13 protein-coding genes and 1 pseudogene are annotated in these 14,839 nt (G+C 66.2%); 13 read left to right on the top strand and 1 reads right to left on the bottom strand.

Going from position 1 to position 14,839, the window contains the following annotated elements; all coding sequences use genetic code 11:
- The first annotated feature begins 4 nt into the window (after nt 1-4).
- From traC to IQ35_RS13725, 12 genes and pseudogenes are all read left to right on the top strand, one after another.
- Nucleotides 5-2,611: a type IV secretion system protein TraC gene (gene traC, locus IQ35_RS13780; RefSeq protein ID WP_145074177.1), complete on the top strand. Its 2,607-nt coding sequence runs from the start codon at nt 5-7 to the stop codon at nt 2,609-2,611.
- Nucleotides 2,608-2,958, top strand: coding sequence for a hypothetical protein (locus tag IQ35_RS13775; protein WP_092959875.1), 351 nt, complete (start codon nt 2,608-2,610; stop codon nt 2,956-2,958). Before traC ends, IQ35_RS13775 begins: the two co-directional genes overlap by 4 nt.
- Entirely contained in the window at nt 2,945-3,514 is a 570-nt protein-coding gene (locus tag IQ35_RS13770; RefSeq protein ID WP_092959877.1) for a type-F conjugative transfer system protein TrbI, read from the top strand. The genes IQ35_RS13775 and IQ35_RS13770 overlap by 14 nt, the downstream gene beginning before the upstream one ends.
- Nucleotides 3,498-4,040 carry a S26 family signal peptidase gene (locus tag IQ35_RS13765; protein ID WP_092959879.1) on the top strand — a complete coding sequence of 181 codons (543 nt, stop codon included), beginning with the start codon at nt 3,498-3,500 and terminating at the stop codon, nt 4,038-4,040. The genes IQ35_RS13770 and IQ35_RS13765 overlap by 17 nt, the downstream gene beginning before the upstream one ends.
- Nucleotides 4,037-4,708: a type-F conjugative transfer system protein TraW gene (gene traW / locus IQ35_RS13760; protein ID WP_242003354.1), complete on the top strand. Its 672-nt coding sequence runs from the start codon at nt 4,037-4,039 to the stop codon at nt 4,706-4,708. Before IQ35_RS13765 ends, traW begins: the two co-directional genes overlap by 4 nt.
- The gene (locus IQ35_RS13755) at nt 4,705-4,971 is read left to right on the top strand and encodes a hypothetical protein (RefSeq protein WP_092959881.1); all 267 of its coding nucleotides are present in this window, start codon (nt 4,705-4,707) and stop codon (nt 4,969-4,971) included. Before traW ends, IQ35_RS13755 begins: the two co-directional genes overlap by 4 nt.
- Complete coding sequence (traU, locus tag IQ35_RS13750) at nt 4,968-5,987, top strand: conjugal transfer pilus assembly protein TraU (RefSeq protein WP_092959883.1); 1,020 nt, start codon at nt 4,968-4,970, stop codon at nt 5,985-5,987. Before IQ35_RS13755 ends, traU begins: the two co-directional genes overlap by 4 nt.
- Before the next feature lie 14 nt (nt 5,988-6,001).
- Complete coding sequence (trbC, locus tag IQ35_RS13745) at nt 6,002-6,772, top strand: type-F conjugative transfer system pilin assembly protein TrbC (protein WP_011608029.1); 771 nt, start codon at nt 6,002-6,004, stop codon at nt 6,770-6,772.
- 22 nt (nt 6,773-6,794) lie between these two features.
- Nucleotides 6,795-8,921 (top strand): conjugal transfer protein TraN, encoded by a 2,127-nt coding sequence (locus IQ35_RS13740; protein ID WP_092959885.1) that lies wholly within the window; start codon nt 6,795-6,797, stop codon nt 8,919-8,921.
- Between the two features lie 25 nt (nt 8,922-8,946).
- On the top strand, nt 8,947-9,762 hold the full coding sequence (gene traF, locus IQ35_RS13735) for a conjugal transfer protein TraF (protein WP_092959887.1): 816 nt from the start codon (nt 8,947-8,949) through the stop codon (nt 9,760-9,762).
- Nucleotides 9,762-11,213: a conjugal transfer protein TraH gene (locus IQ35_RS13730; RefSeq protein WP_092959889.1), complete on the top strand. Its 1,452-nt coding sequence runs from the start codon at nt 9,762-9,764 to the stop codon at nt 11,211-11,213. The genes traF and IQ35_RS13730 overlap by 1 nt, the downstream gene beginning before the upstream one ends.
- 16 nt (nt 11,214-11,229) lie before the next feature.
- Nucleotides 11,230-11,544, top strand: a pseudogene (locus IQ35_RS13725) (conjugal transfer protein TraG N-terminal domain-containing protein); the annotation flags it as partial.
- Between the two features lie 35 nt (nt 11,545-11,579).
- Here the strand turns inward: IQ35_RS13725 and IQ35_RS13720 are convergent.
- Complete coding sequence (locus IQ35_RS13720; RefSeq protein WP_013039114.1) at nt 11,580-12,173, bottom strand: recombinase family protein; 594 nt, start codon at nt 12,171-12,173, stop codon at nt 11,580-11,582.
- A gap of 139 nt (nt 12,174-12,312) precedes the next feature.
- On the opposite strand from IQ35_RS13720, the gene IQ35_RS13715 reads away from it, so the two are divergent.
- Nucleotides 12,313-14,839, top strand: a 2,527-nt coding sequence (locus IQ35_RS13715; RefSeq protein WP_092960442.1) for a Tn3 family transposase, incomplete at its 3' end; no start/stop codon positions are given.

The following is a 14,839-nucleotide window of genomic DNA, read 5'->3' as shown; positions in this document are numbered from 1 at the left end:
AACCATGGCGCGGCGCGGCTTCTGGGACAGCTTCCTCGATCTCCTCTTCGGCGAGAGCGCGCGGCCCGAGGCCGACCGGCCGCTGCTGGGCGCGCCGATGCTGGCAAACTGGCTGCCCTACCGCAGCTACGACGCGAAGTCGGGTCTGTTCATCAACACCGAGTCCATGGGGTTCATCCTCGAACTCGCCCCGATGATGGGAGCGGACGAGCGCAGCGGCGAAATCCTCACGCAATTCCTGTCGGATGCGGTGCCCTCTGGCTGTGAGATCCAGTTGATCCACTGGCAGAGCCCGTCGGTCGGAACCCGCATCGCCGATTGGGTCATGCCGCGCGTTGTCGCCAAGGGCGTCTATGGCCGCGCCGCCGCGCACCGCGCGCGCTGGCTGAGGCGCGGAGCCTGGATGTCGATCTCGCGCGACGCACCGTTCTTCGTGCGCAGCACCCGCCTCATCCTCTCGGTCGGCGCCAGGCTCAGCGGGTCCATCGGTGCCGACGTGCTGTCGAGCGTGCGCGAGAGCCTCAAGGGCACCTGCCAGGCGCTTTCGATCCCGGCGCGCGAAATGGGGCCGGTCGAGCTCATCGCCTTCCTCGACGATTTTCTCTGCCCCTCTGTCGACAATGCCGACCGGCCCGAACACTATTCCGAGCTCGACCCGATCAACGTCCAGTGCATCAGGCGCGATCTCGAGACCCAGGTCACGCCCGACCGAATCGTGCTGAGGACCGAGCGCTTCCGTCCCACCGGAGAAAATGTCGACGGCGCGCCGGTGATCGGCGAGGTCGTCCCCGACGCCTTCGACTGGCGCTTCTTCGCGGTGCGGCACCTGCCCAAGCAATGGGCGCCGTGGGACGTCCAGAAGATCATCGGCGACATGGTCAACGACAAGCTGCGCTTCGGCTGCAACGTCATGACCGTCATGGGCCTCGTCTTCCAGGACGACGAGGCCGTCGCCTCGCGCACCGGCCTCAAGGTCATGCGCACCACCAGCCTTGCCGACAGCCGCTCGGCCCGCTTTCTCCCCCAGCTTTCCGAACAGCGCGACGAGTGGCAGTACGTCCAGGGCCAGATCCGCCAGGGCCGCAAGCTCGCCCAGGTCTATTACGGGGTCGGCGCGCTCTCGCCCTTGGGCAAGGGCGACGTCAACGAGCGGCTCGTCAAATCGGTCTACAAGGCGGCAGGCTGGGACCTCATCGACGAGCGCTACTTGCAGGTCATGGGGCTCCTGGCGGCCATGCCGCTGTCGCTGCCGAACGGTCTGACGGCGGATCTCAGGCGCATGAAGCGCTTCAAGACCATGCTGACGACGACCGCCGCCTCGATTGCACCCTTGCAGGGCGAACACATGGGCGGGCCGATCCCGCACGTGCTCCTCATCGGCCGGCGCGGGCAGCCCTTCTTCTGGTCGCCGTTCCAGAACCAGGCGGGCAACCACAATGTCGCGGTCTTCGGCAAGTCGGGCTCGGGCAAATCGGTCTTCCTTCAGGACGTCTGCGCCGCGATGTCGGGGGCTGGCGCCAAGGTTATCGTCATCGACGATGGCCGCTCGTTCGAGCACATGGCCAAGGCCTTCGGCGGGGCCTTCGTCGAGTTCAAACTCTCCTCGGGGTTTTCCTTGAACCCCTTCGACATGATCGATGCCGCCGCATTGACCAGCGACGAGGACGGCGAGGACTACGAGGTCGAATGCCTCGCGATGCTCAAAGCGATCATCGGCCAGATGGCGCGCCAGCAGGACCGCCTCTCCGACACCGAGCGCGGGCTCATTGATTCGGCCGTGAGCGCGGTCTGGCGCGAGAAGCAGCGCGCCGGCACAATCGATGATGTCGCGGCAGCGCTGCGCTCGGCGCCATCGCCCTTCGCCGGCGATCTCGCCGACGCCATGGCGCCGTTCCTCACCGGCGGCACCTATGGCCGGTTCTTTGCCGGCGCCTGCTCGATCGATCTTTCGGCGGGGCTCACCGTGTTCGAGCTCTCGGACCTTTCGTCGAAGCCAGAGCTGCGCTCGGTCGCGCTGACCGCGCTCATGTTCCTGACCCTCAGGGTCATGCGCGACCTCGACCGTTCGGTGCCCAAGCTCACCATGATCGACGAGGCCTGGCAATTGCTCGGCGGCGGGCAGATGGGCCAGGCGATCGAGACCTATGCGCGCACCTGCCGCAAGTACGGCGGCTCGCTCATCACCGCAACGCAGTCCCTGAATGACTTCTACAAGTCCGAAGGGTCCCTGGCCGCGCTCGAGAACTCGGACTGGTCGGTCGTGCTCCAGCAGAAGGAGGAGACGATCAACGATCTCGCCAAGCACCAGCGCTTCGAGATGGATCGCTATACCGAGACGCTGCTGCGCTCGCTGAAACGCAATGGCACCGAGTATTCCGATGTCCTGATCAAGGGCCCCGAAACGCTCTGCGTCGGCCGCCTCGTGCTCGATCCCTATTCGGCGACACTCTATTCCTCGAGCCCGAGAGTCTTCTCCGAGATCGAGGAGCGGGTGCGCGAAGGGCTAGCACTACCCGATGCCATCGAGCGCGTAGCATTTCCCGACTTCGTGCCCCCCGAGCCCGGCGCGCCCGACTTCCATGCCGATGAATTCGGGGAGGCAGCCGAATGACCGCTGCGGCCCCTTTGGCCAGTCCGGCGCCTACCTCGCGCTGGGCGGACGCCTGCTATGCCGCGCTGCGGCTTGCAGGCTGGCTTGCGACCTCAGTGGCCATCGTCGCCGCGCTCTGGGTGCTGTTCTTCGTGATGCTGGGCAAATTCACCTTTGCCGGCGCCGTCCTCCACCTCGATAATTTCGCGGCGCGCTATGTCGCGGCGGACCTTGAGCGCCGCGCGGCATTCGAAGCGCAATTCTGGATCGCCAGCGCCGTGCTTTTCCTCGTGGCCGGTGTGCTGCGCCGTCACGCGCTTCGCGATCTCTTCCCCCACAGCAAGGAGACTGCCGATGGCCAGGTCTAAGGCGCCAAGCGGCGATGGGCCGCTGTTCGAGGAAGCGGGCGAGCGGCCGGGCGAGAACCCGCCAGTCGCCCCGCGCCCGGCGAACACGCGCAAGCTTGGATGGATGCCGGTCGCGCTTGTCGGCGGGCTCGTTGCCGCAGGGCTTTGGGGCGCCTGGGTGACCAAGAACGTGCTCGCTGCTGGAGACCTGCCGCCGATGGCCAAGGTCCAGCTCGCCGGGCTGGTCGGCGAATATGTCCAGGCCCAGGCGCGTTCGGCAACCCCGCCCGAGCAGGTCACCGCCGAGACCAGGGCCTTCATGGCCGAGATTCAGCGCAACCTTGCCGCGCGCGGGCAAGCGGGACAGATCGTGCTGGTGGGCGAGGCGGTGCTCGCAGGCGAAGTTCCCGACATCACCGCCGAGCTGCGCCGCGAGGTCTATGCGCGGGTCAAGATGCCGCAGGCGGCCGCGGCCAATGCCGGCGATGTCATGGGGGCGATGCGCGCGGCGATGGCCATGCCCCCGACCGCCGCCAATGTTCCCACCGGAAACCCGCTCCATGCCCCCGGCAACTGAGCCTTCCGCTCCGGCCGCGCCCGCGAAGCTCGGCCAGCGCGCGCGCTGGCTCGCGATCGGCGTGCTCGGCGCCGGTCTTGCCGCCAGCTCGGCGCTTTCGCAATGGCGCGACGAGCACGCGGTGCTCATCAACACCACCGAGTCGCTCCCCAACTGGGCTTTCTTCATCGACAAGGGACGGCTGCCCCAGCGCGGCGATTTTGTCGTGTTCAACCCGCCGAAGAGCGCGCTCATCACCGCGCATTTCGGGAAAAACCCGGCACCCTTTGCCAAGCGCGCGCTGGGCGTGCCGGGCGATGTGGTGACGCGTGAGGGCGACCGGGTCGAGGTCAACGGCGAGACGGTCGCGACGCTCAAACCCCTCACCAAGCGCGGCGAGACGCTGGTGCCCGGTCCGACGGGGCCGATCCCCGCGCGCTGCTACTATCTCGGAACGGCGCATCCCGACGGGTTCGACAGCCGCTATGCCGCAATCGGCTTCGTCTGCGCCGAGCGGATCGTCGGCACCGGGGATGCGCTGCTGTGAGGCGGCGGACCCGCCTTGTCCTCGCGCTCGGCCTTGCCGCGCTTGCCGGATGGCCTGTCGTCTCGGCGGTCCGCGCCGCAGACCACGGACAGATGGGCGAGACTTTCCCGATCATCGAGACCGACCTGCTGGCGACGATCGAGACGCGGCTTCGGACCCTCGAAGCCAATGGCGGGATCGAGCGGCTGCAGAACCAGATGCGTGAGCAGGCCGTCGCCAGCGTGCGCCGCCCCAAGCCAGTCGATGGTCTCACGCCCGCGACGGCGCGGCGCGAATGGTTCTACGACCCTTCTATGGTGCTCGAGGACGACATTGTCGACGCCAAGGGCAATTTGATCGCACCGCGCGGCACCCGGGTGAACCCGCTCGATCATGTGGCGCTTGGCCAGGACCTGGTCTTTGTCGACGGCACCGATGCCGCCCAGATCGACTGGGCGGTGAGGACCTACAGCGCGGCACGCGCCAAGGTCATCTTCGTCGCCGGTTCGCCCTTCGATGCGATGAAGCCCTACCAGCGCCGGTTCTGGTTCGACCAGGGCGGGCAGCTGACCGCCAGGTTCGGCATCCGCCATACCCCCGCCGTGGTCACCGGCGCCGCAGTTTCGAGCGGCGTCAAGGCGCTCAAAGTCAGCGAAGTGCCGCTTGCTTCCAAAGGCCGCGCGTCATGAGGCATCCGCTGGTCGCATTCCTGCTGACCCCGATGGCTGCGCCCGAGACGCCGCGCCTCAAGAGGCTGCGCCGGAGCTGGGTGCTGCTCTGCCTGTGTCTCGCCATTGCAGCTCATCTCAACACGGCCAGCGTCGCCCTGTTCGGTCCTCTGGGCGCGCTCCCGGCGCTGCTGCTCCTGGCGGCGGCGCCGATAACTGGAGTCGTCTATTTTCGCGCCAAGGCCCGCGCCGACGAGAGTCATAACCCGGGAGAAGAGCCATGAAGCGGCTGCGCCGCCTGGTGCTTGGCGCTCTCGCCGTGCTGGCGCTCGCCATGCTTGGCGCCGCGCCCGCCAGGGCGAACGCGACCTGCCACGGCAAGTTCGTCAATCCGATTACCGACGTGTGCTGGTCATGCCTGTTTCCGCTGTCGATCGGCGGGCTTTCGATCTGGAAGGGCTCGCGCCCCGATCCCAAGAACCCGACATTCCCGCTATGCGCCTGCGGCTCGCCGATCCCGCGCATCGGCATCTCCGTGGGCTTCTGGGAGCCGGTCCGGCTCGTCGATGTCACCAACAAGGCCTGGTGTTTTCCCAACCTCGGCGGGATCGGGCTCAACCCCGGCTTCGATATCGGCAACGGCCATGTCCAGGGGCGCAGCCAGGTCGGCGGCAAGACCCAGAACTCGTCGCAGTGGCAGGCCCACTACTACATCTACCCGCTGCTCTACTGGATGGAGATCCTCACCGACTTCCTCTGCTTCGAGCAGACGACCTTCGATGTCGCCTATGTGACCGAGCTCGACCCGCTCTGGCAGGATTCGGCGCTGACCTCGATCCTCAATCCCGAGGTCGCGCTCTTCGCCAACCCGCTCGCGACGGCCGCCTGCGCGGCGGACTGCGTCGCATCGACCGCGAAACTGCCGATCGACCAGATGTTCTGGTGCGCGGGCTGCAACGGCTCGATGTATCCGCTGAACGGCCATGTCTCGGCGCACGTCAGCCCGGTCCAGGCTTCGCGGCTTGTCGCGGAACGCATGCTCTACAAGGTCCACCGCCAGGCGCTCGCCTGGGGGACGATGGGCTCCAAGGCGCTGTGCCACAAGTACCTGATGCCGGTGATGAGGAAGCAGCAATACCGGCTGCAGATGACCAATCCCGTCTCCACCGTGAAGGGCCGCTACGCCTGCGCCCCCATCGGCGCGACGACGATCATTCCCCACACCGGCAAGTCGTTTCCCGTCAAGGGCGAGGACTTTGGCTACCTCGTCTGGAGGAAACGCAATTGCTGCATGTTGTGAGGAGGTTAGCCGCCATGCGCCGCCATCTTACCCGCCCCCGCGCGCGTGCTGCCGCCAGCCTTGTAGCGCTGGCAGCCGTTTCGGCCGCGCTCGCCCAGAGTGCAGCGCAGACGGTCGAGGAACTCGATCTGGCGGCGATCAAGGCGCGGGGGAGCGAGCAGGTGAGGGAAGCGCAGGCCCTGGTCGATGCCGTGGCTCATCGCGGCGAGGCGCACCAGGCCGAGGCCGAAGACCTGCGCGACGCCGGGCTCGCGGCGGCGACCTCGCTCGATCCCGCGAGCCTGCCGCAGGGTCCGAAAGGCCCGGTCGACTTCGACGAGATCCTGGCCGGTGCGGCCGCCAACAGTCAGGCGCCGATGGGCGAGGGGCCGCTGTTCACGGTCTTCGCCAGCCTCTCGATGCCGCAGGCTTCGCTTTCCCGCCTGATCCGCGACACCACCCAGGCCGGGGGCGTGGTCGTCTTTCGCGGCTTCCCGCAAAACAGCACGAAGGCCTTTGCCGAGGGGCTCAAGCGCGTCGTCACCGACGAGAGGCAGGAAGCCCATATCGCGATCGACCCGCGGCTGTTTCGCGCCTTTGCCGTCACCGCCGCGCCGACCTTCGTGGTGACGGGACGCGCCTACGAGCTCTGCGACGGTTTCGACTGCACCAGCATGGTCCCCGACCACGACCGCATGACCGGCAATGTCACGGTCGAATATGCGCTCGAGCGCTTTGCGACAAGCCGCGGACCCGGTGCGGGCGTCGCCCGGGTGGCGCTCGCCGAGCTGCGCAAGGGCAGCTGACATGACGGGAGCAGGATCACGGATGGCAAGGGGCAGGGCGGGCCGGTTCGCGCGTCTTGCTCTCCCCTGCCTGCTTCTCGTGCTCGCTGCCCTCCCGGCCCAGGCGCAGGTCTACATCCCGCCGCCCGATGACCTCGTCGAAGAGCTGCCGGTCCTGCCGCTCGACGTCGATCCCGTCCTGCCTGCACCCGCACCCCCGCCACCTTCCGCGCCAAGCACCATGAGCGCTGAGGAAGCCAAGGCCGAGGCGAGGAGCACCGGCGCCGTGCTGCGGGGTGCCTACCAGGGGCTGACCCAGGAGGCCGGCGCCGCAGGCCAGGTCCCGGGCTATCAGGAGAGCTATCCCGGCCAGACCCAGTATTACACCAATCCGGAAGCGCTGCAGACCGACGGCGCGGTGGCGGGCTGGAACAGCGAGGCTTACCGAACGGCCAATTCGACAACGCGGCCGACGGTCGACGTGACACGCAGCGATCTTGCCCGCGCCACTGCGATCGAAGCCAATCCCGATGCCTATCTGGAAGGCATGAGCGCCGATGGATCGACCGGCGACTGCGTGCCGCTCCCGCCCGGCTCGGGCGCGCCCAACACCGCGGAATGGACCTGCCATGTCGGCTCGCAGGTGGTCGAACAGCCACGGACCTGCACCAGCAGCCTCGCGGTCGCGGAATGGAATGATACTCTCTACCAGTACATTTGCGTCACCAGTCCCAGCTTTGCCGGCTGCACTTCGCTTGCCGGTAATGCCCAATGCCGCATGACCTCGAGCTTCCCGGTTCCGGAATACGGGCTCACCGTCGACTATTACGACTGCGACGCCGCTGTCAGCGATCCCAACGCCTATTTGATCGCCACGCTGCCCAAGCCGCCGCCAGCCGATGCTTTCGCGGTCGTGAGCAACGCCTATCGCTGCAATGCCCAAGGCATCAGCGATGCCCTGACCTTCGATCCCGTCACCGGCATGCCGCTGCAATATGTGACCGGCCTGCAGCAGTGCGGGACGATTGCCTCGGACCCCACCTGCACGCGCACAAGCGCGGCGGCGGCCGGTCTTGCCGAGCGAGCGCTGTGCAAGACCTGGGACTTCATCGGCGACCCCTTCGGCGGCGGCGGATACCTGACCTGCATCGAGCCCGCCGCGCCCGAGGAGGTCTACCTCTGCTCGTCGGATCTGGCCGGAATGACGCCGGAAAGCGCGGTTTCGAAATGGTTCACGCAAGCGTGGACCGACGGCGCCTGCAGCATCGATCCGGCCAGTTGCAGCCTGTCCTCGGAAACCTGCACTGCGCCGGGTGAAACCAGGGTCATCGGCGGCGTGGCGGTCACCCGCCCGTGCTGGGAACGCACGCGGACGTACCTGTGCCAAAGCGTGGTCGGCGGCGGCAACGACTGCGGCGCGCTCGAGGCCCAGGCAGGATGCTCGCTTGCGCGCGAGGTCTGCCTTGACGATCCGCCCTCGGCCGATGGCTCCTGCGCGGTCAGCGAGCGGGTCTATTCCTGTCCGATCCCGGGCACCAGCGAGGAGCCTGCGCAGTACATCTGCGGCGGCGACGTCTACTGCGTGAACGGCGACTGCGAGGCGGTGGAACGCGAAGCCTCCGACGAATTCAAGGATGCCGTGGTCGCGCTCAACGCACTCGGCCAGGCCAATGCCGAGTTCGACGAGGCCGCGCTCACGCTGTTCAGGGGGACGCGCGAAAGCTGCTCGCACAAGGTCTTTGGGCTTTCGAACTGCTGCTCGGGCAAGGGCGTGCCGCTCCTCACCCCCTGGCTCTGCTCCTCGGCCGAGAAGCTCCTCGACGAGAAGGACGATGCGGGGCTGTGCCACAAGGTCGGGACCTACTGCTCGTCGAGCTTCCTTGGCATCTGCGTCACCAAGAAGGACGTCTACTGCTGCTTCCAGTCCAAGATCAGCCGCATCCTTCAGGAGCAGGGCCGCCCGCAGATCGGCAAGCCCTGGGGCAAGCCCAAGACCGAGACCTGCGAGGGGTTTACGATCTTCGAGTTCCAGCAGCTTGACCTGTCGGTGATGGATTTTTCCGAGGTCTACGCGGACTTCATGGAAGCCGCGAAGCTGCCCGATGAGGCCGCCGCCCTTGTCCAGATCCAGCAGAAAATTGCGGACTACTACGCCGCGCACAAGCCATGAGCCCCCAAGAGGTCAGGAAGTGATCATGATCAACCCCAAGGCTTTCCACCTTGCCGCCAGCCTGCTCGCCGCCGCTGCCGCCCCCATTCCGTCCGCCCGTGCCGAGAGCCCCGGCGGGATCGAAGTCGAAAGGCAGGAGGATGATTTCTACTGCAAGGAGCGCAGGCTCGGGACCTGGTTCTACTGCGAGCGGCCCAAAGAAGCGCCGCGCGCGGCGGCAAGCCCCGCGGCCTCTGCGCGCAGCCAGCTTGCGGCGATCTCCGCCAATCTCGAGGAGCTGAAGGCGCGCGCCATCCTCGATCCGAGCGCCGAGAACGTCACCGCCTATGTCCGCTTCCAGCGCGAGCAGCTCGACCGCTCCTCGCTGTTCGCCGATGTCTGGCAGCGCGCTCTGTGGCAGGATCCGGGGCTCGACTACACGCTGCAGCGCCCGGTCTCGACGCTCGGCAAGCGCGCCTGGATCGACCAGCGCAAGACCGACCGCGACCTTGCCATGGCGAAGCTTTCCGGGCGCTACGGCGTGTTCTACTTCTACGCCTCGAGCTGCGGCGCCTGCGATATCTTCGCCCCGATCCTCAAAGCCGTGAGCGACAGGTACGGGCTTGCCGTTCTCGCGGTGTCGATGGACGGCGGCCCGACCGCGACTTTCCCGAACTATGTCGTCGATGCCGGGCAATACGAACGGCTCGGACTCGGCACCGATCGCCAGGTGCCCGCGCTGGTCCTGTTCGACTCCGTGACGAAGCAGCCGATGCCGATCGGTTACGGGATCCTCAGCCAGGACGAGATCATGGACCGGGTGTTCCAGCTGACCCAGGTCCAGCCCGGGAGCGACTTCTGATGCGCGGCGCGCTCACGCATCGCCTCGCCGGCGCCTCGCGCAAGGCTCTGACCTGCGTGCTCGCAGCCTCGGTTTTGCTGGCTGCCCCCACGCCTGCGCTCGCGGGCGTCGAAGGCGAGATGCAGAACTTCATGTCCGACATGGGCGCGCAGGCCAATGTCACCGGGCCAAGCGCCTATCAGGGCCAGTCGGCGGGCTATTATTCGGGCGGCGCCATGTGGTCGCGCTTCCCGCAAAAGAACATCCAGCCCTTCAACATCCAGCTGCCGCATGCACGCGCCGGCTGCGGCGGCATCGACCTGTTTGCCGGCTCGTTCTCGTTCATCAACACCGCCGAACTGGTGGCGATGCTCAAAGCCACGGCCAACAATGCGCTCGGTTTCGCCTTCAAGCTCGCGATCGACACGATCTCGCCCGAGATCGGCAAGGTGATGGATGAGCTTGCCCAGAAGGTGCAACAGATGAACCAGATGAACATCTCGTCCTGCGAGACCGCGCAGGCGCTGGTCGGCGGACTCTGGCCGACCTCGGACACCGCCTCGTCGGTCATCTGCGAGGCGATCGCCAACAGCCAGGGCGCGGTCGCCGACTGGGCGCGGGCCCGCCAGCAGTGCAACAATGGCGGGCAGCGCGAGGCCCTGAAGAGCGCGAATTCCGATCCCGACATGAAGGAACAGGCCGGGATGCCCAACAATTACACCTGGGAAGCGCTCGGCAAGAAGTACGGCGGCTTCGACACCCAGTTCCGCGAGTTCCTGATGACGCTGGTCGGCACGGTGATCTACGATCCTGCCGGGAGCGGCGGCAAGCCCAGGGTCCAGTTCATCGGCCCGGCGGACTCGGCCTTGATCAGCGCCATGCTCGACGGGACTTCGGCCGCGCCGCACAAGGTCTGGTCCTGCGGCGGCGACACGGCCAAGTGCATGGCTCCCACTGAGACCTCGCTGGTGATCGGACCCAATGTGGCTTTGAAGGCCAAGGTCCGCGCGCTGATCGAGTCGATGGCGCTGAAGGTCCGCGATCCCGGCGCTTCACTGACGCCTGCCGAAGTCCAGCTGCTCGGCATGGCGAGCGTTCCCGTCTACAAGATCATCACCGTGAGCGCGGCGGCCGAGTTCGGCATCTCCGCCCAGGAGATCAACGACCTTTCCGAAATCGTCGCGGTCGACCTCGTCACCACCATGACCATGCGCTTCATCGACATGGCAGTGAACGCGCGCTCGGACTTCAACGGGGCGGACGCCGATAGTTTGCGCGAATGGCGCGAGGGACTTTACGAGACCCGGCGCAACTTCCTGGGGCTCGCGGCGCGCACCTCACAGCGCTTCGACCAAACCTTCGCGCTGATCCAGCGCACGCAGATGCTCGAGAAGACCCTGCGCAGCCAGCTTTCCCCGCAGATGTCGGCGGCGCTGCGCTTCTCGCGCACGCTCAATCAACAGGTCCAGTAGGGGCGGGAGCCGCACGATGCTCGAGGTCTTCACGATCGGGGGCGGCGAGTACCTCGTCAATACCTTCAACGCCATCGCCGCCTGGACCGGTTCGGGCGGGTTCAAGTCGCTGATCCGCGTCGTGATGGTGATGGGGTTGATCTACGCGCTCCTCGTCACCGCGATGGATCTCGACTGGCGCGCCTGGTTTCGCTGGTTCATCCAGTCGACGCTGATCTACCTCGTGCTCATGGTGCCGACGGTCACCGTCAAGGTCACCGACCGCGTCAATCCCGGCCTTGCCCCCGCCACGGTGGCCAATGTGCCGATCGGGCTCGGCGTCATGGCCTCGTTGGGGTGACTGCACGAAAGTGACTTATCTGCACGCTAAGAGCGAACGGACCGGGAACGCTGGGACTTTGTGTTCTTCTCCGTGGCTTCGAGGGCTTTGTAGAGGGCGGTTTTGCCGATCTTGAGGCGCGCGGCGGCCTCGCGAACTGTGAGGCCGGAAGCGATATGTTCGCGCGCCTTGCGGAGCTTGTCAGGTGTGACCACTGGCCGCCGCCCACCGGGGCGACCTCGCTCGCGAGCGGCCTTGAGGCCTGCATGGGTGCGCTCCCGGATCAGATCGCGCTCAAACTGGGCAAGCGAGCCGAAGATGTTGAACACCAGCATCCCGCCCGAAGTGGTGGTGTCGATGTTCTCGGTGAGCGAGCGGAACCCGATACCTCGCGTCGCTAGCTCGCCGACCTTCTCAATCAGATGGCTCATCGAGCGCCCAAGACGGTCGAGTTTCCAAACCACCAGCGTGTCGCCGCTGCGCAGATAGGCGAGCGCCTCGGCCAGGCCGGGCCGATCGGCTTTTGCACCAGATGCGTGATCGTCGAATATCCGGTCGCACCCGGCCGCGTTCAGCGCGTCGAGCTGGAGTGAGAGCTTCTGGTCTGCCGTCGAGACGCGCGCATAGCCGATCAACGCCACATGCAGCCCAATCCTGTCCGTTTTCCCATCATTATCTGATCTTGTCCGAATCGCCGTTATAGGTCCAGAGTTAACGGACATATTCCTGCTGGCCGCCAGAGGACCGTCTGACGGACAAGGACGCGGAAGGAGATAGTGCTTGGCGAGACGGCGACTGGTGAGCGCGGAAATCTGGGCAGGGCATTATGGCGCGCCGCTCGATGAGCGCGAGATTGCGCGGCACTATACGCTGACCGGTGACGACCTGGAAATTGTCGGCCGCCGTCGCGGCGATGCCACCCGGCTCGGCTACGCGATGCTCCTACTCTATATGAGATGGCCTGGCCGTGCGCTGGAAGCGGGTGAAGTCCCGCCCGCTCCTGTGCTCGCCTATGTGGCGCAGCAACTCGGCGTCGCGCCCGAAGCCTTCGCGGACTATGCCCATCGGGACCAGACCCGTCGCGAACATCTCGTTGAAATCCGACGATCGCACGGGTTCAGGATTTTCGACCGCAAGGCTTTCCACGAAGTTGTCGCATTCTCGATCCCGATCGCACAGACCATCGTCCACCCCGGCCAGATGGCGGGGGTCATCGTTGACGAACTTCGGCGCCGGCAGATCCTCCTGCCTTCTTCATCGGTTCTCGAAGCGGTACTCCGGCGTGCTCGCCAGCAGGCCGAACAGCTTACCTATGAAGTGCTCACGAACGGCCTGCGGCCCGATACGCTGCAGGGGCTGGACGATCTGCTGGCCCGACGAACAGGGCAAGCCGCGACATGGCTATCCTGGCTGCGCAATGCACCACAGTCGCCGGCAGCGCGCAACATCCTACGCCTGATCGAACGGCTCACTCATATCCGCGCGCTGGATCTCGATCGCGCCCGTGCCGACATGATCCCGGCTTTGACTTTTGACAGGCTGGCGGACGAAGGCAGCCGGATCACACCCCAGCACCTTGGCGAACTCAATGCCCTGCGCCGCCATGCGACGCTGGCGGCGCAGGGCATCCGTCTTGAGGAAAGCCTGACCGATGCCACCCTGACGATGTTCGACAAGCTGTTGGGCAGCATGTCGCGTCGCGCCGAGAACCGGACCCGTGACAAAGCCCTCAAGACGGTGCGCGAGTTGCAAGGCCATCTCCGGACGCTCACAGGGTCTTGCCGCATTCTCATCGAAGCGCGCACCAACGGTGTGGACTCTCTGGCGCAGATCGAGGCGCTGGATTGGCAGCGCTTCGCCGTGGCGGTCGCGCGGGCCGAAGTACTCGGGCGACCGGAAACCGTCGATCGCACCGCTGAATTGATCGAGCGGCATCGCACGGTGAAGCTCTTTGCCGGTGCCTTTCTCAACACCTTCGAATTTCGCGGCGCCGGTGCGGTGCAGGGACTCCTGTCGGCGCTTACCATCATCGCGGAGCTATACCGGACCGGCAAACGGCGCTTGCCTGATCGCGTGCCGCTGCGCTTTGTGCCCTCCGCATGGCGGCCGTTCGTCCTGCGGGACGGCATCGTCGATCGCGCCGCCTATGAACTATGCGCCTTGTCCCAGCTACGGGAGCGGTTGCGAGCGGGAGACATATGGGTCTCGGGAAGCCGCCAGTTCCGCGATTTCGATAGCTACCTCATCCCGCCGGCCACCTTCGACGCGCTTCGCGAGAAGGGGCCGTTGCCGCTCGCCATCGAAACGGACTTCGATCGTCATATCGAGGAAAGGCGCGCCAGGCTCGACACGGCGATCGAACAGGTGACGGTCCTCGCCCGACAGGGCGAGCTGCCCCAGGTCAGGCTTGACGAAAGCGGCCTTATCATCTCGCCGCTGAAAGCGGCAACGCCACCCGCCACCGAGATTGCCCGTCGCGCTGCCTATGACCGACTGCCGCGCGTGAAGATCACCGATCTCCTGCTTGAGGTCGATGCCTGGACCGGGTTCAGCGAATGCTTCATCCATCGGCGTTCGGGCCGGGAGGCCGACGACCGCAATGCGCTGCTCACCGTCATCCTTGCCGATGGCATCAATCTCGGCCTCACACGCATGGCGGAAACCTGCCGAGGCGCAAGCCTGCGCCAGCTCGCCCATCTCCACGACTGGCACATCAGCGAGGCCGCCTATGGTGAAGCGCTGGGAAGGCTGATCGACGCCCATCGCGCCATGCCGCTCGCCGCGCTGTGGGGAGACGGCACCACCTCGTCGAGCGACGGACAGCAATTCCATGCCGGGGGCCGTGGCGCCGCAATCGGCGACATCAACGCGCGCAGCGGCAACGAACCGGGCGTTGCCTTCTACACCCATGTCTCGGATCGATATGACCCCTTCGCGACCCGGGTAATCGCGGCGACCGCCGGCGAAGCTCCCTATGTGCTGGATGGCTTGCTGTATCAGCAGACCGGCCTGACAATCGAGGAGCACTACACCGATACAGGCGGTGCATCGGACCATGTGTTCGGCCTTATGCCCTTCTTCGGCTACCGCTTCGCGCCGCGCCTGCGCGACATCAAGCAGCGTCGTTTGCACCTCCTTCCCGGCCAGGAAGCCGGCCCCTTGCTTGCCGGCATGACGGCCGAACCGATCGCATTGGGTCATGTCGCGGCGCATTGGGATGAACTGCTGCGGTTCGCCACATCGATACGCACCGGCACCGCCACCGCTTCGGCGATGCTTCGCCGCCTGTCCGCCTATCCGCGACAGA

This window comes from Sphingobium wenxiniae, assembly GCF_007830065.1.
GTDB classification, from domain to species: domain Bacteria; phylum Pseudomonadota; class Alphaproteobacteria; order Sphingomonadales; family Sphingomonadaceae; genus Sphingobium; species Sphingobium wenxiniae.
Note: the sequence above shows the minus strand (reverse complement) of the source record. Positions and strands in the feature narration are given on the sequence as shown.

Excerpts from the sequence above, each read along its gene's own strand:
- IQ35_RS13755 (WP_092959881.1), top strand. The coding sequence starts at position 4,705 with ATGAGGCATCCGCTGGTCGCATTCCTGCTGACCCCGATGGCTGCGCCC.
- traU (WP_092959883.1), top strand. The coding sequence starts at position 4,968 with ATGAAGCGGCTGCGCCGCCTGGTGCTTGGCGCTCTCGCCGTGCTGGCG.
- IQ35_RS13775 (WP_092959875.1), top strand. The coding sequence starts at position 2,608 with ATGACCGCTGCGGCCCCTTTGGCCAGTCCGGCGCCTACCTCGCGCTGG.
- IQ35_RS13765 (WP_092959879.1), top strand. The coding sequence starts at position 3,498 with ATGCCCCCGGCAACTGAGCCTTCCGCTCCGGCCGCGCCCGCGAAGCTC.
- IQ35_RS13740 (WP_092959885.1), top strand. The coding sequence starts at position 6,795 with ATGGCAAGGGGCAGGGCGGGCCGGTTCGCGCGTCTTGCTCTCCCCTGC.
- trbC (WP_011608029.1), top strand. The coding sequence starts at position 6,002 with ATGCGCCGCCATCTTACCCGCCCCCGCGCGCGTGCTGCCGCCAGCCTT.
- IQ35_RS13770 (WP_092959877.1), top strand. The coding sequence starts at position 2,945 with ATGGCCAGGTCTAAGGCGCCAAGCGGCGATGGGCCGCTGTTCGAGGAA.
- traF (WP_092959887.1), top strand. The coding sequence starts at position 8,947 with ATGATCAACCCCAAGGCTTTCCACCTTGCCGCCAGCCTGCTCGCCGCC.
- traC (WP_145074177.1), top strand. The coding sequence starts at position 5 with ATGGCGCGGCGCGGCTTCTGGGACAGCTTCCTCGATCTCCTCTTCGGC.
- IQ35_RS13730 (WP_092959889.1), top strand. The coding sequence starts at position 9,762 with ATGCGCGGCGCGCTCACGCATCGCCTCGCCGGCGCCTCGCGCAAGGCT.